The organism is Pseudonocardia kujensis, from assembly GCF_021283305.1.
Classification (GTDB): Bacteria; Actinomycetota; Actinomycetes; order Mycobacteriales; family Pseudonocardiaceae; genus Pseudonocardia; species Pseudonocardia kujensis.
Genome location: NZ_JAJSOK010000042.1, coordinates 1 through 26,043, shown reverse-complemented (window position 1 = coordinate 26,043; position 26,043 = coordinate 1). Strand labels below are relative to the sequence as shown.

Below are 26,043 nucleotides of genomic sequence, written 5' to 3'. Positions count from 1 at the left end.
GCATGGTTCCCTGAGATTGTCGACAACGCGACAATCCTCGACTCGTGGAGCGGAGTTCCATGGCACAGCTGTCCCCGGTCCTCACCCAGGCCACGCCCGTCCAGGCCGCGCGCGGCGAGGGCGTCCACCTCTACGACACCGAGGGGCGTCGGTACCTGGACTTCACGGCCGGGATCGGCGTCACCTCCACCGGGCACTGCCACCCGAAGGTCGTCGCCGCGGCCCAGGAGCAGGTCGCCACGCTCATCCACGGCCAGTACACGACCGTGATGCACCAGCCGCTGCTGAAGCTCGCCGACCGGCTCGGCGACGTGCTGCCGCCGGCGCTCGACAGCGTCTTCTTCCTCAACTCGGGCTCGGAGGCCGTCGAAGCCTCGGTCCGGCTGGCCCGGCACGCCACGGGCCGCCCGCTGATCCTGGCCTTCGACGGCGGCTTCCACGGTCGCACGATGGGTGCCGCCGCGCTCACGACGTCGGGCGCCAAGATCCGCTCCGGGATCGGCCCGATGATGGGCGGCACGGTGTTCGCGCCGTTCCCCTACGCCTACCGCTACGGCTGGAGCGAGGAGCAGGCCGTCGAGTTCGCGCTGGCCGAGCTCGACCGTCAGCTCGTCAGCACCGCGCCGGCCGCCGACGTCGCCGCGTTCATCATCGAGCCGGTCCTCGGCGAGGGCGGCTACGTGCCCACGCCGCCGGCCTTCCTGCGCGGCCTGCGCGAGCGCGCCGACAGGCACGGCATCCTGCTGATCGCCGACGAGGTGCAGACCGGCTTCGGCCGCACCGGGAAGTTCTGGGGCCACCAGCACACCGAGGGCCTCACCCCGGACATCCTCATCACCGCCAAGGGCCTGGCCAGCGGGTTCCCGCTGTCCGGCATCGCGGCCTCCCGCGACCTGATGAGCAAGGCGCGCCCGGGCTCGCAGGGCGGGACCTACGGGGGCAACGCCGTCGCCTGCGCCGCCGCGCTCGCCACCCTCGAGGTGGTGCAGGAGGAGGGCCTGGTCGACAACGCCGCCGTGCAGGGGCGCCGGCTGCTCGAGGGCCTGCGGGGCGCCTCGGCCGACGTCAAGGGCGTCGGCGACGTCCGCGGCCTCGGCCTCATGGTGGCCGTCGAGTTCACCGCGCCCGACGGCTCGCCCGACGCCGCCACCGCCGTCAAGGCGCACGCGGCCGCGGCCGAGCAGGGCCTGCTGCTGCTCACCTGCGGCCCGTTCGGCAACGTCGTGCGGTTCATCCCGCCGCTCATCACCACGGCCGAGCAGGTCGACGAGGGCGTGGCGCTCTGGAGCAAGGCCCTCGCGAACGCGGTCTGACCGCTTGTACGAGGGAACCATGATGCGCATTTCGGATGTGCCGGAGCGCATCATGGTTCCACAACGCGTCCAGAACTTGCTCGTCAGCGCGTTATGGTTCCATAGCGCGTTCGGGACCGGCTTGCTAGCGCATTATGGTTCCATAGCGCGTTGGGAACCGGATCCTAAGCGCGTTATGGTTCCATAACGCGTCCAGAACTTGCTCGTCAGCGCGTTATGGTTCCATAGCGCGTTGGGAGCTGGCTCGTCGGCGCGTTATGGTTCCGTAACGCGCCGAGGCCGGCTTGTTAGCGCATTATGGTTCCATGACGCGTTCGGGACCGGCGTGTCGGCGCATCATGGTTCCATAACGCGTCCAGAACTTGCTCGTCAGCGCATTATGGTTCTATAGCGCGTTGGGAGCCGGCTCGTCAGCGCGTATGGTTCCATAACGCACCTAGGGTCGGTTCATTCGCGCATCAAGGAGCCATGACGCGATCGGGCCTGAGGCCACGTCGCGTCATGGCTCTCTCACGCGGTTACTTGCGGACGGGGGAGAGTCCGAGGCTCATCCCGGCCAGGCCCCGGGAGCGGACGGTCAGCTTCTCCGCGATGCCGTTGAGCACCTGCGCCGCCGCCGTCTCCGGGCTGCGCAGCACGATCGGGGTGCCGGAGTCGCCGCACTCGCGCACACCCGGCTCGAGCGGCACCTGGCCGAGCAGCGGGACGGGGGCGCCGAGGGTCTGCGTCAGCCGGTCGACGACGGTCTGCCCGCCGCCCGCGCCGAAGACCTCCATCCGGGTCCCGTCGGGCATCTCGAGCCAGGACATGTTCTCGATCACGCCCGCGATCCGCTGCCGGGTCTGCACGGCGATCGAGCCCGCCCGCTCGGCCACCTCGGCCGCGGCCTGCTGCGGGGTGGTGACCACCAGCAGCTCGGCGTTCGGGATGAGCTGCGCGGTCGAGATCGCGATGTCGCCGGTGCCCGGGGGCAGGTCCAGCAGCAGGACGTCCAGGTCGCCCCAGAACACGTCCGCCAGGAACTGCTGCAGCGCGCGGTGCAGCATCGGGCCGCGCCACACGACGGGCGTGTTGTCGGCGACGAACATGCCGATCGAGATGACCTTCACGCCGTGCGCCTGCGGCGGCATGATCATGTTGTCGACCTTGGTCGGCCGGTCCGCCGCACCCAGCATCCGCGGGACCGAGTGCCCGTAGATGTCCGCGTCGACCACGCCGACGTGCAGGCCCTTCGCGGCCATCGCCGCGGCCAGGTTGACGGTGACCGAGGACTTGCCGACGCCGCCCTTGCCGGACGCCACGCAGTACACGCGGGTCAGCGAGCCGGGCTGGGCGAACGGGATCTCGGGCTCGTCGGAGTCGCCACGCAGCTGCCGGCGCAAGGCGGTCCGCTGCTCGTCGCTCATCACGTCCAGCTCGACGCGGACCTCGCTCACCCCGGGTACCGCGGACACCGCGGCGGTCACGCGGTTGGTGATGGTCTCGCGCATCGGGCAGCCGGCGACCGTCAGGTAGACGCCCACCTGCGCGACGCCGTCCGGGGACACCGTGACGCCCTTGACCATGCCGATCTCGGTGATCGGTTTGCGGATCTCGGGGTCCTCGACCTTGCTCAGCGCGGCGCGGATCGCCTGCTCGACGGTCTCGGTGCTGGTGTTTCCCATGAGGGACATCTGGGTCTCCGCTGAACCTTCCTCGTCGACGAGTGCCGCGAGTACGGTCACGGCGTGTCCCCTCCCATGCTACGTGCGGTCCCGCGCCGGCTCTCGCGTCCGTAGCATCTACCGACGTGACGGACATCGCCGAAGGGCGGGCCGGTTCCGACGGCCTGCACACCACGGGGTCCGCGCACGGGGGGAAGGACCGGTCGGCGCAGGTCGTGCCGAGGCCGGAGGAGATGGCGTCGTGGCGGGCGTTCCTGAGAGCGCACGCCACGATCACCCGGGCGCTGGAGACCGAACTCGTCGCGGAGCAGGAGCTCTCGCTGGCGGCCTACGACGTGCTGGTCCAGCTCGCGGAGGCCCCCGGGAGACGGCTGCGCATGACCGAGCTGGCCGACGCCGTGCTCCTCTCCCGCTCCGGGGTGACCCGGCTGGTCGACCGGCTCGAGCGCGCCGGGCTGGTGCGCCGCGCGCGGGTGGAGTCCGACGGCCGGGGGGTCGCCGCGGGACTCACCCCGGCCGGCCTGGACCGCCTGCGCACCGCCGCGCGCACCCACCTGCGCGGGGTGACGAGCCATTTCGCGACCCGGCTCGACGCCGACGACCTCGCGGCGCTCGAGCGGATCTGCGCCCGCCTGGTCGTGGCCTGATTCTCGCGACTCGCGCTGCCGGTTCTCGCGACTCGCGCTGCCGGTTCTCGCGACTCGCGCTGCCGGTTCTCGCGACTCGCGCTGCCGGTTCTCGCGACTCGCGGGAGCTCGGGGCCGCGACCCGCGGGATCGGGCAGGCGCGGTCAGCGGCGGCGGCCGGGCTTGGCCTCGCGCTTCTCCAGGCGCTTCTCCGGCCGGCGGTCGGTCTGCTCGCCGCGCACCGCCGCGTCGACGGTGGCCTCCAGGTTCTGGGTGAGCCGCTCCAGCTCGCCGCGCAGGTAGTCCCGCGTGGCGACCTCGCCGACCGCGAGCCGCAGCGCCGCGAGCTCGCGGGCGAGGTACTCGGTGTCGGCCTTGGTGCGCTCGGCGCGGCGGCGGTCCTCCTCGAGGGCGATCCGGTCCCGGTCGTCCTGCCGGTTCTGCGCGAGCAGGATCAGCGGCGCCGCGTACGCCGCCTGGGTCGAGAAGGCCAGGTTGAGCAGGATGAACGGGTACGGGTCCCACTGCAGCCACCAGCTGACCAGGTTCAGCCCGATCCAGACGATCACGATCACGGTCTGGATCGCGAGGTAGCGCCCGGTGCCGAGGAAGCGCGCGATGCGCTCCGCGGCGCTCGCGAAGCCGTCCGGGTCGAACTCGATCCGCCGCCGGCCCAGCAGCGGCTGGTCGAGGCGGCGGCCGGTCTGCAGCTCAGGCATCCCTGACCCCCGTCCGTGCGGACCCGGTGGGTCCCGTTCCGTTGCGCGCGAGCTCGCCGACCCCGGGCTCGACGTGCCCGAGCGCTTGGTCCCGCCAACCCTCCGGCAGCAGGTGGTCCAGCAGGTCGTCGACGGTGACCGCGCCCAGCAGGTGGTCCTCCGGGTCGACGACCGGGCCCGCCACCAGGTTGTAGGTGGCGAAGTAGCGGGTGATCTCCTCGATCGAGGCGTCGGGCTCCAGCCGGGCGAGCTCGCTGTCGACCAGCCCCGCGACCAGCTCGAACGGCGCCTCTCGCAGCAGCCGCTGGCTGTGCACGCAGCCCAGGTAGCGCCCGGTCGGGGTGGCGCTCGGCGGGCGGCAGACGAAGACCATGCTGGCCAGCGCCGGCGGCACGTCCGGGTTCCGGACGTGCGCGAGTGCCTCGGCCACGGTCGCGTCGGGGCGGAGGACGATCGGTTCCGGCGTCATGAGACCGCCCGCGGTGCGGGTCTCGTACGTCAACAGCCGCCGGACGGGCTCGGACTCCTCGGGCTCCATCAGCGCGAGCAGCCGCCCCGCCTCCTCGTCGTCGAGCTCGCCCAGGAAGTCGGCGGCGTCGTCCGGGGACATGGCCTCGAGGACGTCCGCGGCCCGCTCGGAGTCCAGGTGCGCGAAGAGCACGCGCTGGTCGTTCTCCGACAGCTCCTCGAACACGTCGGCCAGCCGCTCGTCGTCGAGCGCGTCGACCACCTCGCGCTGCCGCTTGCGCGGCAGCTCGGACAGGGCGGCCGCGACGTCGGCCGGGCGCATGGAGTCGAACACCGCGAGCAGGCCCTCGGTGCCCTGTCGGTCGGACAGGGTCAGCCCCTGGACCGCGCTCCACGGCAGCACCTGCACCGGGTTGCGGCGGCCGAGCCGGCGCGGACCGGTCCGCAGGGCCAGCCGGCTGACCACCCAGTCCCGGCTGCGGGTCTGCTCCATCGCCGCGTCGACCACGACGGCGGCCTCGCCGGACTCGCGGACGGCGACCGGGGCGTCGAGCATCTGCCCGAGCACGAGAGTCTCGTTGGGGCGCTGGTGGAAGCCGGACAGGCTGACCGAGCCGGTGGCCAGCGTGACGGCGGCGGGATCGACGTCGGCCACGCGCAGCATCGGGACGAAGATGCGGCGCCGGCTCGACAGCTCCACGACCAGGCCGAGCACCCGGGGCGGGGTGGCGTCGAGCCGCAGGGTCGCGACGACGTCGCGCACCTTGCCGATCCGCTCCCCGTCGGGCCCGAACACGGCGAGGCCCGCCATCCGTGCCACGAAGATCCGCGCCGCGCCCATGGGCACAGACTAGGCCGTCGTCCCAGGTGGGGCCGGGGTCGGAGCGGCCCTACCCTGCGTGTCGTGCCGAGCCTCCGCTTCGACGTCGTGGACGTGTTCACCGACCGCCCGTACGCGGGCAACCCGCTCGCCGTGGTCCGCTGCGAGCAGCACGAACCCTCCGCGGCGGCGATGCAGGCGATCGCCGCCGAGTTCCACCTCTCCGAGACCGTGTTCACGCTGCCGCCGACCACCCCGGAGGCCGACTACCGGGTGCGGATCTTCACCCCGGCCGTCGAGCTGCCGTTCGCCGGGCACCCGAGCGTCGGGGCGGCCTGGGTCCTCGCCCGGGACGGCGCGATCCGGCACGGCGACGTCGTGCAGGAGTGCGGGGCGGGGCTCCTGCCCGTGGCGGTCGACGCCGACGGGGCGCGCGTCGCGGGCGGCCGACCGGAGGTGGGCGAGGACCTCGACGCCGCCCTGCTCGCCACCGCGGCCGGGCTGACCCCGGACGACGTCGACGGCGCGGCGGCGCCGGGCGTCGCCTCGGCGGGCGTGCCGTACGCGTTCCTGCTCGTCCGGCCCGACGCCGTCGCCCGTGCGGTGCCCGACGCCGAGGCGGTGCGCGCGCAGACCGCCGACCTCACCGGGCTGGTGGTCGCGAGCGTCTCCGGCGACGCCCGGCAGGTGCACCTGCGCATGTTCGGCGCCGGGGTCGGGGTGGACGAGGACCCCGCGACCGGCTCCGCCGCCGTCGCGCTGGGGGTGTTCCTCACCGACCGCGGACTGCTCGCACCCGACGTCCCGTCGCGCTTCACCATCGCCCAGGGCGCCGAGATCGGCCGCCCCTCCGTGCTCGACGTCGAGGTGCGGGCCGAGGACGGGCGGGCGGTGGCCACCACCGTGCGCGGCGGCGTGGTCCCGGTCTCCCGCGGCGAGCTCACCGCCCTCCCCTGACCGACTGCACGACCACTGGGCTCGGCCGGACCCCCCGCCAGCTCCCGCGCCCGACCGGGGCGTCGCACACCCCCTTCGGCCCCGGACACCCGGTCGACGGCGTGTGCGGCCGCCCTCGCGGGTGGGGAACGGGGCCGCGCCGGATGTGTGCCGGATGTGTCACGCCGTCCCGGGTGCGCGACCGGAGGACGGTGCCCCGTCGGCCGCGCCACCCCACCCACCCGCTCGGACCGTCCGACCGGAGGGGTGGTACCGACGGGTAACCGCCGTCCACCTCCCGTGGGTGAGAAACCAATCACCTGACGGCGCGCTCGGCGCCCGGACGTGCCAGCATCCAACGAGCCCCGATCAGCGACGAGGAGTTCGACAGTGACGTCTGTGGAGTCCGCGAGCACACGCCCGCTCCGCCCCCGCCGGTCCTGCCTGGCGGTCCCAGGTTCGAGCCAGAAGTTCATCGACAAGGCCCGGACGCTGAACTCCGACCAGGTCTTCCTGGACCTCGAGGACGCGTGCGCGCCGCTGGCCAAGCCCGGCGCCCGCAAGACGATCGTCGCCGCGCTGAACGAGGGCGGCTGGGGCGAGAAGGCCCGCGTGGTCCGGGTCAACGACTGGACGACCGAGTGGACCTACCGCGACGTGGTCGAGGTCGTCGAGGGCGCCGGCGCCAACCTGGACGCGATCATGCTGCCGAAGGTGCAGACGCCGCAGCAGGTCGTCGCGCTCGACCTGCTGCTCACGCAGATCGAGAAGACCATGGGCTACGAGGTCGGCAAGATCGGCATCGAGGCGCAGATCGAGAACGCGCTGGGCCTGACGAACGTCAACGAGATCGCCACCGCGAGCCGGCGCGTCGAGACCATCATCTTCGGCCCGGCCGACTTCATGGCGTCGATCAACATGAAGTCCCTGGTCGTGGGCGAGCAGCCGCCCGGCTACGACGTCGGCGACGCCTACCACCACATCCTCATGTCGATCCTGATGGCGGCCCGCGCGCACGACAAGCAGGCCATCGACGGTCCGTACCTGCAGATCAAGGACGTCGACGGCTTCAGGCGCGTCGCCGGCCGCTCCGCCGCGCTGGGCTTCGACGGCAAGTGGGTGCTGCACCCGGGCCAGATCGACGCGGCCAACGAGGTCTTCAGCCCGTCGCAGGAGGACTACGACCACGCCGAGAACATCCTCGACGCCTACGAGTGGTTCACCTCGGAGGCCGGCGGCAAGCGCGGAGCCGCGATGCTCGGCGACGAGATGATCGACGAGGCCTCCCGCAAGATGGCCCTGGTGATCTCGGGCAAGGGCCGCGCCGCGGGTATGCAGCGCAGCGACAAGTGGACCCCGCCGGAGGCGTGAGGGCCCGGTAGCGCACGACTTCAGCGAGGAGGAAGCACATGGCCCGCCTGGCCCAGACGGCCGGTCTCACCGACGTGCAGGAGGAGATCATCTCCACCGTCCGCACGTTCGTGGACAAGGAGATCATCCCGCACGCCACCGCCCTCGAGCACGCGGACGCCTACCCGCAGGACATCGTCGACGGGATGAAGGAGATGGGGCTGTTCGGCCTCACCATCCCCGAGGAGTACGGCGGGCTGGGCGAGTCCCTGCTGACCTACGCCCTGGTCGTCGAGCAGATCGCGCGCGGCTGGATGAGCGTCTCCGGCGTGATCAACACCCACTTCATCGTGGCGTACATGCTGATGCACCACGGCACCGAGGAGCAGAAGCAGAAGTACCTGCCGAAGATGGCGCTGGGGGAGACCCGGGGCGCCTTCTCGATGTCCGAGCCGGACCTGGGCTCCGACGTCGCGGCGATCAAGACGCGCGCCAAGCAGGACGGCGACGACTACGTCATCGACGGCGCCAAGATGTGGCTGACCAACGGCGGCTCGTCGAACCTGATCGCGCTGCTGGTGAAGACGGACCTCGGGCAGCCGAAGCCGTACCAGAACCTCACCACGTTCCTGGTCGAGAAGCCGTCCGGCTTCGGCGAGGTCGTCCCCGGGCTCACCATCCCCGGCAAGATCGACAAGATGGGGTACAAGGGCGTCGACACCACCGAGGCGGTGTTCGACGGCTTCCGGATCCCGGGCTCGCAGATCCTCGGCGGGGAGGCCGGCAAGGGCTTCTCGCACATGATGGACGGTGTCGAGGTCGGCCGGGTCAACGTCGCGGCCCGCGCCTGCGGCATCTCGATCCGGGCCTTCGAGCTGGCGGTGGAGTACGCGCAGCAGCGCGCCACCTTCGGCAAGCCGATCGCCGAGCACCAGGCCATCGCGTTCAAGCTGGCCGAGATGGGCACCAAGGTGGAGGCCGCCCACCTCATGATGGTCAACGCGGCCCGGCTCAAGGACCGCGGCGAGCGCAACGACGTCGAGGCGGGCATGGCCAAGCTGCTGGCCTCGGAGTACTGCGCCGAGGTCACCCAGGAGGCCTTCCGGATCCACGGCGGCTACGGGTACTCGAAGGAGTACGAGATCGAGCGCCTGATGCGCGAGGCGCCCTTCCTGCTGATCGGCGAGGGCACCTCCGAGATCCAGAAGACGATCATCTCCCGCGGCCTGCTCAAGGAGTACCGCTCCCGCTGAGCCCGCTCGTGCGGACGGCGTCTCCCGCCCGGGAGGCGCCGTCCGCCTTTGCCAGGCCTTTTCCGTGCGTCCCCCGGATCCCAGGGCCGACGTTCGCGTCGTGCGGGCACACCTCCGAACGACCCGACTCGGCCGACCGACGTACGCCGGGGGTGACCTCGGACGGCCACGACGCCGGCCGAACCGGGGTCCGGCGCGGTGATCATGGGCGTGGTGGCAGCGCTGCAGGCGGTGTGCCTCTATCGTGACCAGCGCGGAGGGCACTTCGGCGCGGTCCCGGTCGTTGACACCATGGGCACCGAGATGTCCGAGGTGTCCAGTCGGCCGTACCGAGGAGAGAGCCCGTGACCACCCCGTTCGGCGGAAGCGGACAGCCCGCACCGGGCCTGCCCAACCTGCCCACCCCGCCCACCGGTTGGCCGGTCGGCTCGTACGCCACCTACGAGGAGGCGCAGCGGGCGGTCGACCACCTCGCCGACAGCGACTTCCCCGTGCGGGACGTGACGATCGTCGGCGTCGACCTGATGCTCGTCGAGCGGATCGTCGGGCGGCTCACCTGGGGTCGTGTGCTCCTGTCGGGCGCGGCGTCCGGCGCCTGGTTCGGTCTGTTCGTGGGCCTGCTGCTCAGCCTGTTCAGCACCGGGGGCGGTGGCATCGTCCGAATCGTGGTCGCCCTGCTCGGCGGCATCGTGTTCGGCCTCGCCTTCGCGGCGGCCCAGTACTGGGGCACCCGCGGTCGCCGGGACTTCACCTCGTCGAGCCAGATGGTCGCCGGCCGGTACGACGTGCTGTGCCAGCCGCGCAACGCCGAGAAGGCCCGCGAGCTGCTGGCCAAGCTGGCGATGGGTACCGCCGCGGGCGCCTGAGCGCAAGCCGGACTCGTCCGTTGGTGTCCATTTCGGTCTGATCAGGTCTCGGCTTGGTCACTGCCGCCATCTCGGATTGCGGGGTGCCCGGACCCGACATAGGTTTCCCCTACCGATCGCTCCACGTGATCGGGGTCACACGACTGTGCGATGCTGCGCCGCCGCGTCCCTACCGGCGCCTGCGCGTCGACGGAACGGGAGGCCGGAATGGGGCAGCCGCCGGGCACGAGGGGCGGGGGAACCGACGTGCGGCGCCGCAGACGGCGTCGCGGGCGGGGCCGCTGGGCGGCCGCGGGCGGTGCGGTGCTCACCGCGGCGATGCTGGCCGGCTGCGGGGCCGAGGCGGCCGGGCCGCCGACGCTGAACTTCTACACCCCGGCCGACGGCGCGACCCAGTACGCCGAGGCCGCGAAGGACTGCACCGCGGCGGCGAACGGCCGGTACACGATCGCCCAGCAGACCCTCCCCAAGGGCGCGGACGACCAGCGGCTCCAGCTGGCCCGCCGGCTCGTCGCGGGCGACACCGCCGTCGACATCGTGGGCATCGACGTCACCTGGACCGCGGAGTTCGCCAAGGCCGGCTGGCTGGAGAAGTTCCCGCCGGACGTCCGCGCGCAGGTCGAGCAGGGCACGCTCGCCGGCCCGCTCGAGACCGGCACCTACCAGGGCGACCTGTGGGCGGCCCCGTTGAACACCAACACCCAGATCCTCTGGTACCGCTCGGATCTCGTGCCCACCCCGCCGAAGACGTGGGACGAGATGATCCAGATGTCCGAGGAGCTGCACCAGAAGGGCCTGCCCTCCTACATCGAGGTCCAGGGCGCCCAGTACGAGGGCCTCACCGTCTGGTTCAACACGCTGGTCAACAGCGCCGGCAGCCAGATCGTCGACGAGAACGGCAAGGTCCTCATCGCCGAGCAGCCCGGCTCGGGCGACGCGGAGAAGGCCGCGGCGATCATGAAGCGGGTGGCGGCGTCGCCGGCGTCGGACCCGTCGTTGTCGGTGGCCAAGGAGAACGACGGCCGGTTGGCGATGGAGGCCGGCACCGCCGCGTTCCAGATCAACTACCCGTTCGTCTACGCCTCGATCAACACTCCGCCGCCGGACGGCGGCGGTGGCGGCACCTTCATCGACGAGCAGGGCAGGCCCGCCGCGACGGACACCGGACGCCAGGTCGTCGACGTGTTCAAGTGGGCGCCGTACCCGTCGGTGAACCCGGGCGAGCCCGCCAAGGTCACCATCGGCGGCCTGAACCTGGGTGTGAGCAGCACGTCGCTGCACAAGGACCTGGCGTTCGAGGCCGTGCAGTGTCTGCGCAACCGGCAGAACCAGCTGCGCAACGCCGTCGACGGCGGCGTCCCGCCGACGCTGGAGGCGCTGTACTCTGACCCGTCCTTCCAGCAGGAGTACCCGGCCTGGCAGGCCATCAAGGAGTCGTTGGACAACGCGGGCGTGCGGCCCAAGACCCCGGCCTACCAGAGCATCTCGATCGTGATCTCGGACCAGCTCAACCCGCCCGCGGACATCGACCCCGCGGCGGTCCCGGCCGAGCTCGCCGACCAGATCGTCCGCGCGCAGAACTCCGAAGGGCTGGTCCCGTGAGCATCGACAGCGGGGCCCTCGCGGCCTCGACGACACAGCAGACCGAGCAGCAGGGCGGGGCGCACCGGAAGGGCAAGCCGGCGCTGTCGGAGGGCAAGAAGGCCGAGCGCCGGCTCGGGCTCCTGCTCTGCGCGCCCGCCGCGATCATCATGGTCGCGGTCACGGCGTACCCGATCGTCTACGCGATCTGGCTGTCCTTCCAGCGCTACGACCTGCGGTTCCCGGCCGACCGCGCGTTCGCCGGGTTCGCCAACTACGCCGCCGTGCTCACGTCGGAGTACTGGTGGCGCGCCTTCCTGGTCACGATGATCATCACGATCGTCTCGGTGGCGATCGAGTTCGTGCTCGGCCTGGCGTTGGCGCTGGTCATGCACCGCACGATCGTCGGGCGCGGCCTGACCAGGACCGTCGTGCTCATCCCGTACGGCATCGTCACGGTCGTCGCGGCCTTCAGCTGGCAGTTCGCCTGGACGCCGGACAAGGGCTACCTGGCGGCGATGCTGCCCGAGGGCGCCGCGCCGCTGACCGGGCAGGTGTCGGCGATCCTGCTGATCATCCTGGCCGAGGTCTGGAAGACCACGCCGTTCATGGCGCTGCTGTTGATGGCGGGCCTCGCCCTCGTGCCGGACGACCTGCTCAAGGCCGCCCAGGTCGACGGCGCAGGTCCGTGGCAGCGGCTGACGCGGATCATCCTGCCGATGATGAAGCCGGCCATCCTGGTCGCGCTGCTGTTCCGCACGCTCGACGCCTTCCGCGTGTTCGACAACATCTACATCCTCACGCAGGGCTCCAACGGCACCGGCTCGGTGTCGATGCTGGGCTACGACAACCTGTTCAAGGCCTTCAACCTGGGCATCGGCTCGGCGATCAGCGTGCTCATCTTCATCGCCGTCGCGCTGATCGCGTTCCTGTTCATCAAGATATTCGGCGCCGCGGCGCCCGGGTCCGACGAGGGGAAGCGCTGATGGCCAGCACGATCAGCCCAGCGGTGGAGTCCCGACCGGCCGCCCCGGCGAAGGGCTCGTCCAAGGGCGCGGGCATGTCCGAGGGGCAGAAGAAGACCTGGTGGGCGGTCGCCGACCTGGTCGTGCTGCTCTACGCGCTGGTGCCGGTGCTGTGGATCCTGTCGCTGAGCTTCAAGACCACCGACACGATCACGGACGGGAACTTCTTCCCGCGCAGCTGGACGCTCGACAACTACGCCCAGATCTTCCAGATCGGCCTGTTCACGGCGGCATTGCGGAACTCCATCGGCATCGCGCTGATCTCCACGGTGCTCGCCGTCGTCATCGGGACCATGGCGGCCTACGCCATCGCCCGGCTGGACTTCCCGGGCAAGAAGGTCCTCGTCGGCGTCTCGCTGCTGATCGCGATGTTCCCGCAGATCTCGCTGGTCAGCCCGCTGTTCGACATCTTCCGCGGGATCGGCATCTTCGACACCTGGATCGGGCTGATCCTGCCGTACATCACGTTCGCGCTGCCGCTGGCGATCTACACGCTCTCCGCCTTCTTCCGGGAGATCCCGTGGGAGCTGGAGAAGGCGGCCAAGATGGACGGCGCCACGCCGCTGCAGGCCTTCCGCTCGGTCATCGTCCCGCTGGCCGCGCCGGGCGTGTTCACCACGGCGATCCTCGTGTTCATCTTCTGCTGGAACGACTTCCTGTTCGCGATCTCGCTGACGTCGACGAGCCGCTCGCAGACGGCGACGGTGGCGATCGCGAACTTCACCGGCGCCTCGCAGTTCGCCGAGCCGACCGGCTCGATCGCGGCCGCGGCCGTGCTGCTCACCATTCCGATCATCGTCTTCGTGCTGTTCTTCCAGCGCCGGATCGTCGCCGGGCTGACCTCCGGCGCAGTGAAGGGATAACCCGATGGCCGACATCGTCCTGGACCACGTCTACAAGCGGTACCCCGACGGCACCCTCGGCGCCGACGACGTCAACATCGAGATCGCCGACGGCGAGTTCATCATCCTCGTCGGGCCCTCCGGCTGCGGGAAGTCCACGACCCTCAACATGATCGCCGGGCTCGAGGACATCTCCGACGGCGAGCTGCGCATCGGCGGCCAGCGCATGAACGAGCGCGCGCCGAAGGACCGGGACATCGCCATGGTGTTCCAGTCCTACGCGCTCTACCCGCACATGACGGTGCGGGAGAACATGGCCTTCCCGCTCAAGCTGGCCAAGGTCGACAAGGCGGAGATCGACCGCAAGGTCACCGACGCGGCGAAGATCCTCGACCTCACCCAGCACCTGGACCGCAAGCCCGCCAACATGTCCGGCGGCCAGCGGCAGCGCGTGGCGATGGGGCGCGCGATCGTCCGCAGCCCCAAGGCCTTCCTCATGGACGAGCCGCTGTCGAACCTCGACGCCAAGCTGCGCGTCCAGATGCGGACGATGGTCTCCAAGCTGCAGCAGCGGCTGGAGACGACCACGGTCTACGTCACGCACGACCAGACCGAGGCCATGACGCTCGGGGACCGGATCGTCGTCATGCGCAGCGGTGTGGTGCAGCAGATCGGCTCGCCGCAGCACCTGTACGACAACCCGGCCAACCTGTTCGTCGCCGGGTTCATCGGCTCGCCGGCCATGAACTTCCTGCCGGCGCGGCTGGAGGACGACTCGCTCCGCACGGCCCTCGGTGACCTTGCGTTGTCCGACCAGCTGCGGCAGACGCTGTCCGCGTCGGGCGCCGAGCGGGACGTGATCGTCGGCATCCGGCCGGAGCACTTCGAGGACTCCGCCCTGATCGACGAGGGCATCCGCCACCAGGGCTCCACCTTCACCGCCCAGGTCGACGTCCTGGAGTCGATGGGCTCGGACAAGTTCGCCTACTTCAGCGTGGAGGAGCAGGCGACCTCGGACGAGCTCGCCGAGCTGGCCGCCGACGCCGGTACCGCCGACGTTCCGGGCGGCGACGCGGGCCAGCTGGTCACCCGGCTGTCCGCCACGTCCTCGGCCCGTGAGGGCCAGTCCGTCGACGTGTGGGTGGACACCTCGAAGCTGCAGGTCTTCGACCCCAAGACCGGCAAGAACCTGACGACGAGCGAGGCCGCCCCCGCCACCGTCTGAGGCCCTCGCGCGAGTCGGGAGCTCCTGCACCGCGAGTCGGGAGCTCCTGCGCCGCGAGTCGCGAGATGCAGGACCTCCCGACTCGCGGAGTCAGAGCTCGCGACTCGCGGTGTCAATGCTCGCGACTCGCGGTGCCAATGCTCGCGACTCGCGGTGTCAGTGCTCGCGACCCGCGGGAGGGAGAGCGGGTCGGGGGGCGGGGAGGAGGAGGCCGATGGACTCGGCGGAGAGCACCCGCTCGATGCCGAGGACGGTGGCGCCGGCGACGCCCGCGTACTCGCCGAGCACGCTGTTGGTCAGCACCAGGTTGCGCGTTGCGAGGGGTAGCGCGCGCTGGTAGACCACGCTGCGGACCCCGGCGAGCAGCTCGTCGCTGGCGGCGGTGAGGGAGCCGCCGATGGTCACCCGGGCCGGGTTGTAGAGGTGCACGAGCGTCGCCACCAGCTCGCCGATCAGCCCGGCCGCCTCGCGCACCGCCGCGACCGCGCGCGCGTCGCCGCGCCCGAGCATCGCCCGCAGGTCGGCGATCGACGGCGCGGCGTCGCGGTGGCCGAGGCGGCGCGCGATGGCCCCGGCCGAGGCGACGGCCTCGATGCACCCGACGTTGCCGCAGACGCACGCGTCGTCGGGCGCCCCGCGGACCCGGACGTGTCCGATGTCGCCCGCCGCCCCGTCGGCGCCGTGGTGCAGTGAGCCGCCGCCGGTCACGAGCCCGCCGCCGATGCCGGTCCCGATCTTCACGAACAGCAGCGGGACCTGGTCGGCCGGCAGCGCGCGGGCCTCGCCGAGCGCGCGCAGGTTCACGTCGTTCTCCAGCACCGCCGGGCAGCCGAAGGTCTGCCGGAGCCGCGTGGTCACGGGGTAGGCGTGCCAGCCGGGCATGATCGGCGGCCGCACCGGGATCCCGAGATGGTTGTCGACCGGCCCGGGCAGGCCGATCACGACGGCCCGGGCCGGAACGGTCGAGTCGCCGCGGAGCCGGGTGAGCTGCGTCTCCACCGTCCGGAGCACCGTGTCCGGCCCGTCCGTGACGTCGAGGTCGACGTGCGCGTGCGCGAGCACCCGCTGGCTGAGGTCGGTCACGGCGAGGTGCGCGCCCCGCGCGCCGACGTCGGCGAGCAGCACCTGACCGCCCTCCGCCGCGAGCGCGAGCCGCTCGGCGGGGCGCCCCCGGCCGGCCGTCGGTCGCAGCCCGTCGAAGCGGAGGAGGCCGCCGGCGAGCAGCTCGTCGACCGCGGTGCTCACAGTGGTCCTGGCCAGGCCGGTCGCGGCGACGAGGTCGGCCTTGCTCACCGCGGTGTCCGACGCGACCAGCCGGGCGACCGTGCTGAGCAGCAGCGCCGGGACGATGCGCCCGGACTGGGACGGGGCGCTCAGCCGCAACGGCGGCAGCAGGGTGGGCCCGGGCAGCGGGGCCCGGGGTGCGGTCGAGTGCGGCAACGCCATCGTCACGCCCCGATATCGTCCGATAAACAGCGTGAAGCGGCATTATTCGGTCGTTGTACGGCGCTGGTCAACGCTTCTACGTTTCCCCCGTGGCGTCACTGCTGACGATGCGCGGGATCGTGAAGACGTTCCCCGGCGTGCGCGCGCTCGACGGTGTGGATCTCGACGTCGCGGCCGGCGAGGTGCACTGCCTGCTCGGGCAGAACGGGGCCGGCAAGTCGACCCTGATCAAGGTGCTGGCCGGCGCCCACCGTCCGGACGCCGGCGCGATCACCTGGGCCGGCGCGCCGGTCGCCTTCGGCTCGCCGCACGCCGCCGACGCCGCCGGCATCGCCACCATCCACCAGGAGCTCGACCTGGTCCCGGGCCTGTCGGTCGCGGAGAACGTCGTGCTGGGCCACGAGCCCGCCCGGCTCGGGTTCACCCGCCCCCGGGACGCCGAGAAGACCGCCCGCCGGCTGCTGGCGCGCCTCGGCCACCCGGAGATCCCGCCGCGCCGCGAGCTCGGCGAGCTGTCCGCCGCGGGCCAGCAGATCGTCGGCATGGCCCGCGCACTGGCGCGTGACGCCCGGCTGATCGTGATGGACGAGCCCTCGGCCGTGCTCGATCCCGAGGAGGTGCGCAACCTCTTCCGCGTCATCCGCGAGCTCACCGCGGACGGCGTCGCCGTCGTCTACATCTCGCACCGCCTGGAGGAGATCCGCGAGATCGGCGACCGGGTGACCGTGCTGAAGGACGGCCGGACGGTCGCCCGGAACCTCCCCGCCCGGACCACCCCGACCGCCGACGTCATCCGGCTGATGACCGGCCGCGCGCTCGAGTACGTGTTCCCGCCGTCGACCGGCCCGGCGGGCGAGGTCGTCCTCGAGGTCGACGGCCTGGGGCGCGCGGGCGAGTTCGCCGACGTCGCGTTCACCGTGCGGGCGGGCGAGGTGGTGGGCCTTGCCGGCCTGGTCGGCTCGGGCCGCTCGGAGATCCTCGAGACGATCTACGGCGCCCGGCGCGCGGACACCGGCGGGGTCCGGGTGCGCGGCCGGGCGCTGCCGCGCGGGTCGGTGCCCGCCGCGGTGCGGGCGGGGCTGGGCCTGTGCCCCGAGGAGCGGAAGACCCAGGCGCTGCTGCTCGACGAGCCGGTGATGCGCAACGTCTCCCTGGCCTCCCTGCGCCGGTTCGCCCGCGGCGGTTTCCTCGGCGGCGAGGCCGAGCTGGCCGACGCCGGCGTGGTCACCGCGCAGCTCGACGTCCGCCCCGCCGACCCGCGCCGTCCCGCCCGCACGCTCTCCGGCGGTAACCAGCAGAAGGTCGTCCTGGCCCGGTGGCTGCTGCACGGCTGCACGGTGCTGCTGCTCGACGAGCCCACCCGCGGCGTCGACGTCGGCGCCCGCAGCGAGATCTACGCGCTGGTCCGCCGGCTCGCGGGCGAGGGCGTCGCGGTGGTGCTGGTGTCCAGCGAGGTGCCCGAGGTGCTGGGGCTGGCCGACCGGGTGCTCGTCGTGCGGGAGGGCCGGATCGTGCACGCGGGCCCGGCCGCCGAGCTCGACGAGCACCGGGTGCTCGACCTGGTGATGGAAGGAGCGGACATGACCGCCGACGGACTCGCGGGGGCGGGGTCGTGAACGACCAGAGCCCGACCTCGCAGGCGCGGGCGCCGGAGGCACCGGAGGCCCGGCCGCCCGCGCGCCCGGAACCCTCGCGCCTGGTGCGGGTGCTGTTCGAGGGCGGCGTCGGGCGCAACATGGGCCTGGTCGCGGTGCTGGTGCTGCTCGCGGTGGTCGGCGTCGTGACGGCCCCGCGGACCTTCCCGACCGTGTCGAACCTGCTGACCGTGCTGACCTCGGCGTCGATCATCGGGGTGCTGACGGTCGGCGTGACGTTCGTGATCATCGGCGGCGGCATCGACCTGTCCGTCGGCAAGGTGATGGCGCTGGCGTCGGTGTGGGCGACGACGGTGGCGACCCAGTCGTTCGGCGCGCTCGTGATGATCTTCTGCGCGCTGGCGGTCGGCGTCGGCGCCGGGCTCGTCAACGGCGTGCTCATCGCCTACGGCCGCATCGTCCCGTTCATCGCCACACTCGCCATGCTGATCTCGGCGCAGGGCCTGGCCGAGCTGATCTCCGGGCGGCGCAGCCAGATCGTCACCGACCCGGTGATCGCGGCGATCGCCAGCACCCGCATCCTCGGCATCCCGCTGCTGGTCTACCTCTTCGCCGTGGTCATCGCCGTGGGCTGGGTCGTGCTGAACCGCACCACGTTCGGCCGCCGGACCTTCGCGATCGGCGGCAACGCCGAGGCGGCCCGGCTGGCCGGCGTGGACGTGCGGCGGCACACCGTCCTGCTCTACGTCGTGTCCGGGCTCTGCTGCGGCATCGCGGCGATCATGATCGCCTCGCTGACGACGACCGGCTCGAGCACCCACGGCACGCTCTACGAGCTCGACGCCATCGCCGCGGTGATCATCGGCGGCACGCTCCTCACCGGCGGCCGCGGAACGCTGGTCGGCTCCATCCTCGGCGTCCTGGTGTTCACGGTGATCACCAACCTGTTCGTGCTGAACAACCTGGCGATCGAGGTCCAGAACATCGCCAAGGGCGCGATCATCGTCGTCGCGGTGCTGATCCAGGCCCGCGCCCGGCGCTCGTCCACCACCTGATCCGGCCGCTGTCCACGAAGGAGTGCGAGAGCCATGTCCGATTCCCTCCTGCCCGGAGGCCTCGGCCGCCGCGGCTTCCTCGCGGCGCTCGGCGTCGGCGCGGCCGCCACGGTGGCCGCCTGCACGAGCAACGAGGCCCCGTCGAGCGGGTCCGGGGCCAACGTCGCCGCGGCCGCCGGCGACAACGCCACCCCGGGCGCCCCCGTCACGATCGGCTTCTCCGCGCCCGCGGCCGACCACGGCTGGATCGCGGCCATCGCGAACAACGCCAAGGCGCAGGCCGAGCAGTACCCCGACGTCACGTTCGCGCCGGTGAACCCGACCAACGACGTCGCGCAGCAGATCGCCGCCGTCGAGACGCTGATCAACCAGAAGGTCGACGCGCTGGTCATCCTGCCCAACGACGGCAGCCAGCTCACCAGCCTCGGCCGCCGGGCGATGGACGCCGACATCCCCGTCATCAACCTCGACCGCGTCTTCGACTCGCCGCTGGCCTACCGGACGTGGATCGGCGGGGACAACTACGGCATGGGCGTCAGCGCGGGCACCTACATCGGCGAGCGGCTCCGCGCCGCCAACGTCACGAACCCGGTCATCGGCGAGGTCGCCGGCATCGACAACCTCCCGCTGACCCAGGAGCGCAGCAGGGGCTTCTCCGACGCGCTGGCCTCCTACGGCTTCGCGGTCGGGCCCCGGCAGGCGGCGGACTTCACCGCGCAGGGCGGGCAGCGGGTCACGGCCAACCTGCTGCAGGCCGCGCCGAAGCTCGACGCGCTGTGGAACCACGACGACGACCAGGGCATCGGCGTGCTCGCCGCCGTCAACCAGGCCGGGCGCACCGAGTTCTTCATGGTGGGGGGCGCGGGCTCGGCCAACGCGATGCGCGACATCCAGGCCGACAACACCGTGCTCAAGGCGACGGTGACCTACAGCCCGACCATGGCGTCGTCGGCGATCGCCCTGGCCCGGCTCGTCGCGCAGAACCGCGGGATGGGCGACCTCGTGGAGAAGGAGGTCCCGACGTCGATCACGCTGGCCTCGGCGACCATCACCAGGGACAACGTCGCCGACTACCTGCCGCTGGGCTTCGAGTCGTGACGCCGCGGCTCGGCGTCGGCATGATCGGCTACGCCTTCATGGGTGCGGCGCACTCGCAGGCGTGGCGCACGGCGGCCCACGTGTTCGACCTGCCGCTCGCCCCCGACATGGCGGTCCTGTGCGGCCGCGACCCCGCGGCGGCCCGGGCGGCCGCGGCGAAGCTCGGGTGGCGGGACGTGGAGACCGACTGGAAGGAGCTGCTCACCCGGGACGACGTCGCGCTCGTCGACGTGTGCACCCCGGGCGACACGCATGCGGAGATCGCGATCGCGGCGCTCGACGCCGGCAAGCACGTGCTGTGCGAGAAGCCGCTGGCCAACGGCGTCGACGAGGCCCGGGCCATGGTCGCGGCGGCCGAGCGGGCGCGGACCCGCGGAGTGCGGTCGATGGTCGGGTTCAACTACCGGCGGGTGCCGGCGATCGCGCTGGCCCGGCGGCTGGTGGAGCAGGGCCGGATCGGCCCGGTGCGGCACGTGCGTGCGGTGTACCTCCAGGACTGGATCGTCGACCCGCAGTTCCCGCTGGTGTGGCGGCTGCAGCGGGACAAGGCGGGGTCGGGGGCGCTGGGCGACATCGGCGCGCACATCGTGGACCTCGCGCAGTACGTGGTGGGCGACCGGCTCAGCGGGGTCTCGGCGGTCACCGAGACGTTCGTGAAGGAGCGGCCGCTGGCGACGGCCTCCGGCGGGCTGTCCGGCGCCGGGGGAGCGGAGCGCGGCCCGGTGACCGTCGACGACGCGGCCCTGTTCGTGGGCCGGTTCGCCGGCGGCGCGCTCGCCTCCTTCGAGGCCACCCGCTTCGCGACCGGGCGCAAGAACGCGTTGCGGCTGGAGATCAACGGCGGCAACGGCTCGCTGGCGTTCGACTTCGAGAACATGAACGAGCTCTGGTTCCACGACGGCACCGAGACGGCCGACACCGCCGGCTTCCGGCGCATCCACGTCACCGAGCCGACGCACCCGTACCTGGAGGCCTGGTGGCCGCCGGGGCACGGGCTCGGCTACGAGCACACCTTCGTGCACGAGGTCGCGGACCTGGTGCGCGACATCGGCTCCGGGACCGACCCGGTGCCGTCGTTCGCCGACGGGCTGCAGGTGCAGCTGGTGCTCGACGCGGTCGAACGGTCCGCGGCCGGGGGCAGCTGCTGGGAGACGATCGAGGGGGACGCGTCATGAGACCGGTCACGCTGTTCACCGGGCAGTGGGCCGACCTGCCCTTCACCGAGGTGGCCCGGCTCGCGGGGGAGTGGGGCTACGACGGGCTGGAGATCGCCTGCTGGGGCGACCACTTCGACCCGTGGGCCGCCGTCGAGGACGACGGCTACGTCCAGCAGCGGCGCGACATCCTGGAGAAGCACGGGCTGCAGGTCTTCGCCCTCTCCAACCACCTCACCGGCCAGGCCGTCTGCGACGACCCGATCGACGAGCGGCACAAGGGGATCGTGCCCGCGCGGGTGTGGGGCGACGGCGAGCCCGAGGGCGTCCGGCAGCGGGCGGCCGAGGCGATGCAGGTGACCGCCCGCGCCGCGGCGAAGCTCGGGGTGCGCACGGTCGTCGGGTTCACCGGCTCGTCGATCTGGAAGACGGTGGCGATGTTCCCGCCCGTCCCGCAGTCGATGGTGGACGCGGGCTACCGGGACTTCGCCGAGCGCTGGAACCCGATCCTCGACGTGTTCGACGAGGTGGGCGTGCGGTTCGCGCACGAGGTGCACCCGTCCGAGATCGCCTACGACTACTGGACCACGGTCGCGGCGCTGGAGGCCGTCGGGCACCGGGAGGCGTTCGGGCTGAACTGGGACCCGAGCCACTTCGTGTGGCAGGACCTCGACCCGGTCGGGTTCCTGTGGGACTTCAAGGACCGGATCTACCACGTCGACTGCAAGGACGCGAAGCGCCAGGTCGGCAACGGGCGCAACGGCCGCATGGGCTCGCACCTGCCGTGGGCGGACCCGCGGCGCGGCTGGGACTTCGTCTCCACCGGGCACGGCGACGTGCCGTGGGAGGCGTGCTTCCGGATGCTTAACACGATCGGCTACGACGGGCCGGTGTCGATCGAGTGGGAGGACGCGGGCATGGACCGGCTCGTCGGGGCACCGGACGCGCTGGCGTTCGTGCGGCGCAACCTGTTCGACCCGCCCGGGGCGGCCTTCGACTCGGCCTTCGGGGGCGGCTGAGCGACGACCTCAGCCGGGGTCGGCGCGCAGCCGCTCGACCACCTCGTCGTCCCAGCGGTGGGTGCGCAGCAGGCGGTAGCGCTGGCAGGTGAGGTGCAGGTAGGCGTCGGTCTCGGTGCGGTCGCCGATCAGCGCGGCCTGGGTGAGCAGCCGCACGACCGGGCGGTACTCCTCGGCCCACCAGCGCCGGGCGACGGTCTCGCGGTCGAGGTAGCGGCCCTCGCTCTGCATGAGCCGGAAGCCCCAGGCCTCGACGGTCTCGGACAGCTCGGCGTAGTTCCAGGCGTCGGCGACCTCGATCGTGGCCAGCTGGGCGCGGCCGAGGGGCACCCGGTCGAGGAAGACCCGCCGCAGGTCCTTCGTGATGAGGTCGCCGCGGTGCACGATGCCGTTCGGGTCGATCTTCGTGGTGACCTCGGTGATCAGCGCGTCGATCGTGCGCAGGCCGAGGGCGTGCGCGACCGACACGCGGTGGTGGCCGTCCCGGACGAAGTGCAGCCCGCCCACCCGGTAGAGGTCGACGGGCGGGATGGTCTCGCCACGGCGTTGCGCACGGGCCAGCCGCTCCCAGCGCTCCCGGCTGTGTCGGCTGCGCGGCCGGAACCAGCGGTCGAAGTCCGTGGTGCGGTCCACGCTCCCGACGACCGTGTCGAGGTCCACGACCTGGATGCCCGGCAACCGGCGCTCACCGGTGCGGCCGAGCGCGGCCACGACCTCGTCGAACGGGAGGATCTCGGAGACGTCGTCGGGTTCGTGGCGCAGCCACGCCACCAGGCGCGAGAGCACCTGCCGGCGGCGCTGGCGCAGGAAGTCGTGCTCCGCGTCGGCCTGCGGGAAACCCGTGTCCACTGATCGGCTCCGCAAGCTCCGCCTCCGCCTCCACTAGAGCTCCAGCACCTTCCTGCCGACGACGTTGACGACCCGGGTGGTGCCGATCATCCGGTCCGGTACGGCCTCACCGTAGGGGTGGATGTGGCCGTGCACCAGGAATCGCGGCTGCAGCTGCGCGACCACGCCGTGCAGGCAGACGAAGCCGCGGTGCGGACCGTCCTCGCGGTCGCCGCAGTACCGCGGCGGGGCGTGCGTGAGCAGGACGTCGACGCCCCGGCCGTCCTTCCGCACGGCGCGCTTCGCCAGCCGGACCAGCCGCTTCGCCCGCCGGGTCTGCTCCGCCTCGGTCCACTGGTTCGGGCCGGGCCGGTAGCGCAGGCAGCCGCCGAGCCCGGCGATCCGCAGCCCGCCGGCGTCGACGACGCGGCCGTCGGCGTTCTCGAAACCGGCCGGCCCCGGCCACTCGCACGGGTGCCCGGCGCTGGTCCACAGCCCGCGGCGCTGGCGGAAGCCGCTCAGGTCGCGGTCGTGGTTGCCGGGGACCATCACCGCGGGCCGGTCCACGGCGTCGGCGATCGCGGCGAGGTAGTCGAACGGGAGGTCGCCCGCAGCCAGGACGAGGTCGACGCCGCTGCGCCGGGCTGCGCCGCAGCGCAGTCCGGGGATCTCCTCGTCGGCCACGGCCAGGGTTCGCACCATCGCCCGACCAGCCTATTCGCTCTCGTCGCGGCGCGCGTCCCCTTGGGTGACGGCCTCGCATGGGCCAGGATCGTGCGGGTGAGCGGAACGGACACCAGCGCGCCGGAGACCGTCCTCCCGGCGGCCGACACCGCCCTCGACCAGCCCGCCCGGGCGTTCGACCGGATCGTGCGCACCAGCGACGCGTACCGCGCGCAGCTGCGGACCACGATCCACCGGATGGGGCTGAGCGGGCGCAAGCGCACACTGCTGGTCCTGGGTTGCGGCAGCGGGGCGCCGGTGCAGGGGGTCGTCGACGAGGCGCCGGGGTGGAAGGTCGTGGCCGTCGACGAGTCGGCCGAGCTCGTCGGGATGGCGCGGCGGCTGGACTGGGCGCCGGACTACCGGTTCCTGCACGGCACCCTCGGCACGCTCGACGACGCCCTGCGCGCCGAGGGGATCGAGCCGCGCTTCGACGGGATCCTCGTGGTGTTCCAGATGCGCCACCAGCGCAACCTCGACGACACCCTCGACTACCTGCTGGAGCTGCTCGAGCCGGGAGCCCCGCTCGCGGTCCACGAGTACTCGGTGCGCGGCGACCGCGCGGCCCGGGCGCGCTGGACCGCCGCGTGCTGGCTGGACTACCTGCCGCGGATCCGGATGCGCGGGCGGGTGCCGGGGATGGCGTCGTTCCTGTGGCACTCGGTGCTGCGCTTCGACTCCGCCACCACGTTCAAGGAGCGGCTCGAGGTCGCCGGGTTCACCGACGTCCGGGTGCAGACGGTCGGCGGCTGGCAGGAGCACATCCTCTACACCTTCCTCGGCCGCAAGCCCGAGGACGAGGCCGACGAGCCGCTCGACGACCTCGATGCCGGCGACCCGGCCGACGCCGACACGGACACCTGGGCGGGCCGCAGGGACACCGGCAGGGACACCGGCAGGGGAACGCCGCCCGCCGCGCCGGTCCCGGTGCCGCGGCCGAGCCCGTCGGTGCGCCCGGAGTGGGGCCCGGCGTCGCGGCGGGACGAGCGCGCCGACCCCGGGGACGGGGACGAGCAGGACGACCGGGACGACGTCTTCGACCTCGACGAGGAGGGGGACGAGGCCGGGTACGGGGCGCGGGACGACGACCCGGACACGGATTCGGACCTGCCCACCTCGTACGCCGACATGGACGAGTTCGAGGACAACCACGACCTCGACGGCACGGAGTACCTCGACGACCCGGACGAGAGGGTGCTGTTCACCCACGCCGACCCCGACGCCGAGACCCCGCCGGCCGGGCTGCCCGTGGTCGAGAGCGAGGAGCGGGAGGCCGACCGCCCGGCGGAGGCCGAGGCCGCGACCGTGGTCGGGGACGCCGTGGTCGGGGACGCCGAGGTCGGGGACGCCGAGGTCGGGGACGCCGAGGTCGGGGACGCCGAGGCGGTCCCGCCCGCCGAACCGCGGCCGGGACCGGAGCCGCGCGACGAGTCCGAGCGGGAGCGGGAGCCCGAGCCTCGCCCCGAGCCCGAGCCCGAGCCCGAACCCGAGCCCGAGCCCGACCCGTCACGCGGTGCGGCCACCAGCCGCGTCCGCAACCTCTTCCGCGCCCCCCGTCGCAGCGCCGCCCCCACCGAGCCGCCCGGCTCGCCGTGGCCGCGCCGGTCGGAGCGCGAGGCCGTGCGCGGGGAGGACGACCGGGGCGTGGACGAGGAGTAGCCGTCAGCGCGTGCGGACCGTGTAGCGGCGCTCCGCGTAGGCGATGTCGTCCTTCCACAGCCGGGCGGCGGTGCCGCGGACCAGCGGGCGCAGGGCGCTGCCCACCTTCGCGACGTGCGCGAACCCGGTCCGGTCCGAGTACGCGACGACCGCCTCGATCACCGCGGTGCGGGGGGCGCCGTCGGGGCCGGGACCGAGCGGCGTCGCGTGCGTCTCGACCACGCTGCCGGTGCCCTCGCCGTCGACGATCTCCATCGTGACCGTGCGCGGCTCGGGGCAGCTGAACGCGGCGTGCACCGGCACCCCGATCCGCCCGGCCACCCGGAAGCCGACCTCCACGAGGAAGCGGTCCTCGGCCTCGGAGACCCCGGGGGCGGGCGCGTCGAGCACCCGCAGCGAGGCGAACGAGTACGGGTGCAACCAGGCGCCGTGCCACGGGTCGAGCCGGTTCGCGACCACGTCCTCCGGCTCGCACCGCCCGATCACGGTCGCGACGGCCGCGAACGAGCCCTCCGCCGGCGGCCGCGGGCCCAGCAACGGCGCGTCGGTGGGGCTCTCCCCGGGCGCGAGCAGCTCGTCGAGCCGGACCCAGGCCAGCACGCCGTCGTCGTGGGCCGGCAGCGGCGACCACCCGGGCCGCCCGTCGGCGCCGAGGGCGAGCCCGTGCCACCGGCAGACCAGCTGTCCGTCGTGGACGGGGGCGTCGCACAGGGCGGCGCCGAGATGCGGGCACGCCGCGGGCCCGACGTGCAGCGCACCGGCCCCGTCGCGCCAGGCC

General features: G+C 72.6%; 23 protein-coding genes. 16 read left to right on the top strand and 7 right to left on the bottom strand.

The annotated features are described in order from the left end of the window. Positions 1-59: 59 nt before the first annotated feature. Complete coding sequence (locus LWC35_RS25120; RefSeq protein ID WP_232872709.1) at positions 60-1,313, top strand: aspartate aminotransferase family protein; 1,254 nt, start codon at positions 60-62, stop codon at positions 1,311-1,313. A 518-nt stretch (positions 1,314-1,831) separates the two neighbouring features. Here LWC35_RS25120 and LWC35_RS25115 read toward each other — a convergent pair. Further along, positions 1,832-2,986, bottom strand: a complete 1,155-nt coding sequence (locus tag LWC35_RS25115; RefSeq protein ID WP_372463097.1) for an Mrp/NBP35 family ATP-binding protein — start codon at positions 2,984-2,986, stop codon at positions 1,832-1,834. A gap of 224 nt (positions 2,987-3,210) precedes the next feature. Here LWC35_RS25115 and LWC35_RS25110 point away from each other — a divergent pair, with 224 nt between their 5' ends. After that, positions 3,211-3,624, top strand: coding sequence for a MarR family winged helix-turn-helix transcriptional regulator (locus LWC35_RS25110; RefSeq protein ID WP_232872748.1), 414 nt, complete (start codon positions 3,211-3,213; stop codon positions 3,622-3,624). A gap of 143 nt (positions 3,625-3,767) precedes the next feature. On the opposite strand, the gene LWC35_RS25105 is transcribed toward LWC35_RS25110, so the two are convergent. Continuing rightward, positions 3,768-4,322, bottom strand: a complete 555-nt coding sequence (locus LWC35_RS25105) for a DUF1003 domain-containing protein (RefSeq protein ID WP_232872708.1) — start codon at positions 4,320-4,322, stop codon at positions 3,768-3,770. Beyond that, positions 4,315-5,631: a magnesium transporter MgtE N-terminal domain-containing protein gene (locus tag LWC35_RS25100; RefSeq protein ID WP_232872707.1), complete on the bottom strand. Its 1,317-nt coding sequence runs from the start codon at positions 5,629-5,631 to the stop codon at positions 4,315-4,317. Before LWC35_RS25100 ends, LWC35_RS25105 begins: the two co-directional genes overlap by 8 nt. A 63-nt stretch (positions 5,632-5,694) precedes the next feature. On the opposite strand from LWC35_RS25100, the gene LWC35_RS25095 reads away from it, so the two are divergent. From LWC35_RS25095 to LWC35_RS25060, 8 genes are all read left to right on the top strand, one after another. Further along, positions 5,695-6,567: a PhzF family phenazine biosynthesis protein gene (locus tag LWC35_RS25095; RefSeq protein WP_232872706.1), complete on the top strand. Its 873-nt coding sequence runs from the start codon at positions 5,695-5,697 to the stop codon at positions 6,565-6,567. Positions 6,568-6,936: 369 nt separating this feature from the next. Then, positions 6,937-7,917, top strand: coding sequence for an HpcH/HpaI aldolase/citrate lyase family protein (locus LWC35_RS25090; protein WP_232872705.1), 981 nt, complete (start codon positions 6,937-6,939; stop codon positions 7,915-7,917). A gap of 38 nt (positions 7,918-7,955) precedes the next feature. Continuing rightward, positions 7,956-9,149, top strand: coding sequence for an acyl-CoA dehydrogenase family protein (locus LWC35_RS25085; protein ID WP_232872704.1), 1,194 nt, complete (start codon positions 7,956-7,958; stop codon positions 9,147-9,149). Positions 9,150-9,493: 344 nt separating this feature from the next. Beyond that, the gene (locus LWC35_RS25080) at positions 9,494-10,015 is read left to right on the top strand and encodes a YflT domain-containing protein (RefSeq protein ID WP_232872703.1); all 522 of its coding nucleotides are present in this window, start codon (positions 9,494-9,496) and stop codon (positions 10,013-10,015) included. Between the two features lie 246 nt (positions 10,016-10,261). Beyond that, complete coding sequence (locus tag LWC35_RS25075; RefSeq protein ID WP_232872702.1) at positions 10,262-11,617, top strand: ABC transporter substrate-binding protein; 1,356 nt, start codon at positions 10,262-10,264, stop codon at positions 11,615-11,617. Beyond that, complete coding sequence (locus LWC35_RS25070) at positions 11,614-12,582, top strand: carbohydrate ABC transporter permease (RefSeq protein WP_372463096.1); 969 nt, start codon at positions 11,614-11,616, stop codon at positions 12,580-12,582. The genes LWC35_RS25075 and LWC35_RS25070 overlap by 4 nt, the downstream gene beginning before the upstream one ends. 74 nt (positions 12,583-12,656) lie before the next feature. Continuing rightward, complete coding sequence (locus tag LWC35_RS25065; protein WP_232872746.1) at positions 12,657-13,484, top strand: carbohydrate ABC transporter permease; 828 nt, start codon at positions 12,657-12,659, stop codon at positions 13,482-13,484. A 4-nt stretch (positions 13,485-13,488) separates the two neighbouring features. Beyond that, on the top strand, positions 13,489-14,688 hold the full coding sequence (locus LWC35_RS25060; protein ID WP_232872701.1) for an ABC transporter ATP-binding protein: 1,200 nt from the start codon (positions 13,489-13,491) through the stop codon (positions 14,686-14,688). A gap of 156 nt (positions 14,689-14,844) precedes the next feature. Here the strand turns inward: LWC35_RS25060 and LWC35_RS25055 are convergent, their stop codons facing one another. Further along, a complete protein-coding gene (locus LWC35_RS25055; RefSeq protein WP_232872745.1) occupies positions 14,845-16,134 on the bottom strand; it encodes an ROK family transcriptional regulator in 1,290 nt (429 codons plus the stop codon). A 107-nt stretch (positions 16,135-16,241) separates the two neighbouring features. Here LWC35_RS25055 and LWC35_RS25050 point away from each other — a divergent pair, with 107 nt between their 5' ends. The 5 genes from LWC35_RS25050 (at position 16,242) to LWC35_RS25030 (ending at position 22,055) form a co-directional block, all read left to right on the top strand. Further along, complete coding sequence (locus LWC35_RS25050; RefSeq protein WP_232872744.1) at positions 16,242-17,750, top strand: sugar ABC transporter ATP-binding protein; 1,509 nt, start codon at positions 16,242-16,244, stop codon at positions 17,748-17,750. 119 nt (positions 17,751-17,869) lie between these two features. Beyond that, positions 17,870-18,784, top strand: coding sequence for an ABC transporter permease (locus tag LWC35_RS25045; protein ID WP_232872743.1), 915 nt, complete (start codon positions 17,870-17,872; stop codon positions 18,782-18,784). Positions 18,785-18,817: 33 nt separating this feature from the next. After that, a complete protein-coding gene (locus LWC35_RS25040; protein WP_232872700.1) occupies positions 18,818-19,882 on the top strand; it encodes a substrate-binding domain-containing protein in 1,065 nt (354 codons plus the stop codon). A gap of 20 nt (positions 19,883-19,902) precedes the next feature. Next, positions 19,903-21,057 (top strand): Gfo/Idh/MocA family protein, encoded by a 1,155-nt coding sequence (locus tag LWC35_RS25035; protein WP_232872742.1) that lies wholly within the window; start codon positions 19,903-19,905, stop codon positions 21,055-21,057. Beyond that, complete coding sequence (locus LWC35_RS25030) at positions 21,054-22,055, top strand: sugar phosphate isomerase/epimerase family protein (RefSeq protein WP_232872699.1); 1,002 nt, start codon at positions 21,054-21,056, stop codon at positions 22,053-22,055. Before LWC35_RS25035 ends, LWC35_RS25030 begins: the two co-directional genes overlap by 4 nt. Positions 22,056-22,064: 9 nt before the next feature. Here LWC35_RS25030 and LWC35_RS25025 read toward each other — a convergent pair whose 3' ends face one another. Next, positions 22,065-22,904 (bottom strand): chromosome partitioning protein ParB, encoded by an 840-nt coding sequence (locus LWC35_RS25025; RefSeq protein WP_232872698.1) that lies wholly within the window; start codon positions 22,902-22,904, stop codon positions 22,065-22,067. 33 nt (positions 22,905-22,937) lie between these two features. Continuing rightward, entirely contained in the window at positions 22,938-23,585 is a 648-nt protein-coding gene (locus tag LWC35_RS25020; protein ID WP_232872697.1) for a metallophosphoesterase family protein, read from the bottom strand. 78 nt (positions 23,586-23,663) lie between these two features. On the opposite strand from LWC35_RS25020, the gene LWC35_RS25015 reads away from it, so the two are divergent. Further along, on the top strand, positions 23,664-25,265 hold the full coding sequence (locus tag LWC35_RS25015; RefSeq protein ID WP_232872696.1) for a class I SAM-dependent methyltransferase: 1,602 nt from the start codon (positions 23,664-23,666) through the stop codon (positions 25,263-25,265). Between the two features lie 3 nt (positions 25,266-25,268). Here LWC35_RS25015 and LWC35_RS25010 read toward each other — a convergent pair. After that, positions 25,269-26,043: DUF5914 domain-containing protein (locus tag LWC35_RS25010; protein WP_232872695.1), on the bottom strand; the 775-nt coding region annotated here is incomplete at its 5' end.